At 57.0% G+C, this 1,558-nt stretch carries 1 protein-coding gene; it reads right to left on the bottom strand.

Annotated elements, in window-relative coordinates; translation table 11 throughout:
- Window positions 1-23: 23 nt before the first annotated feature.
- Window positions 24-1,253, bottom strand: a complete 1,230-nt coding sequence (locus QKD99_RS11420) for an IS110 family transposase (protein WP_005324630.1) — start codon at window positions 1,251-1,253, stop codon at window positions 24-26.
- Window positions 1,254-1,558 lie beyond the last annotated feature (305 nt).

Raw genomic sequence — 1,558 nt, 5'->3', positions numbered from 1 at the left:
GAGCGTGATGCTCCTATGTTGTGTCAAGCTGATTTGAGAAGTTCTTCATAAGCCAACCTCAACTCCGGCAAAGGGCGCTTGCCGGTTTCGATATCACTGATTCTCGCCGGGGCACACCCGAGTTTTTCAGCAACCTGGGCTTGCGATAACTGCCTCTCGATCCGTCGAGCTTTGAGTTCATCAACCTCTACCTGGCCCGTTGGAAGAACGGCCTGACCCAAGCACAACACCCGGTAGACCTCCCTGACAATGGCGCGTTTCAGACACCGTAAGATCTCCTTTTTCGACAATCCTTCCTTGGTGCGTTTGGCTACGTAGTCCCTGGTGCGTTGGTCATGATGCATCCGCACCAACGCGATCCGATGCAACGCAGAATTCGCCCGACGATCACCACCCCGGTTGAGACGGTGCCGATGAGTCCGTCCAGAACTAGCCGGAATCGGTGCGGCCCCGCACAGATGAGCTAATGCTGCCTCGGAGTGAATCCGGCCTGGATTATCCCCCACACTGACAATCAGATCAGCAGCCACCACGGAACCACACCCAAATATCGAGGTCACATGCGGATTGATCATCTCAACCAGGATACTGATGTGTTTTTCCAGCTGCGTACCCTGTTTCTGTAAATCACGATAGGTGGTGGCTAATGTCTTCAACGCGAGGAGCACCCCATTTCTGGGGTCGGCCAGGTCAGCTGATGGTCGGCACCGGGACAAGGCCTCCACCATGACCAATGTGGACATCGCACTATAGCGGCGTCGAATCTCATCGGGTGCTGTGACCAGCAACGATTTGATCGTTGTCATCAGTTTCGCTGCTGTCATCACGAGCTGACGGCGGGTGATCTGCAACCCACGGAGGGATTCCACTGGCCCGGAAGTGTCTTTCGGGATGCTTAAGGCTTCCCCGGTGAGCACCTGGCGGGCGGCAGCGACAGCATCAACGGGGTCTGATTTGCCGTCCCGGCGTCGAACGGCCCGGGTAGGGCGTAAGACTTCTACGACTGAGTATTTCTGGGTGCGAAGGTGGCGTGTCAGGCCTGCTCCATAGGAGCTGGTTCCTTCCACACCGACGGTGGTGACACCGTAGGTTGCCATGAACTCTGAAATCGCCACGTAGCCAGGGTTGGTGGCGGGGAAGGTGTCGGTGGCGATGTGCCGGCCGGTGTCCGAAATAACGGCAACAGTGTGGGTATCGGTGTGGGTGTCGATTCCGGCAACGGGGCCGGTGGGGCAGTCGAAAGTGGTAGACATTGGGGATCAGGTCCTGTCTGTGAGCAAACGTGCGGGTGACCCGCGATCCGGGGTTTCCGGGCAGACAAGACGCTGATGGGACGACTACACTAGACACCTGCCGGGGTGGTCACGGTGGAGACGTCACGCTCCTATAAGGTCATGGGCGGATTCACCAGATTGCGGTACAGGGTCGGAACTAACATGGAAGACAGATCACGCTGAAGGCACATGAGGAGATCATGGCCAGTCAAGAAGTGGGTCATTCCACGTGGTTCCGATCCTGTATTCCCATTATCAGCGTCAAGTTGTTTGTGTGTGGGGCT

Source organism: Corynebacterium sp. c3Ub_189, assembly GCF_039907195.1.
GTDB lineage: Bacteria > Actinomycetota > Actinomycetes > Mycobacteriales > Mycobacteriaceae > Corynebacterium.
Note: the sequence above shows the minus strand (reverse complement) of the source record. Positions and strands in the feature narration are given on the sequence as shown.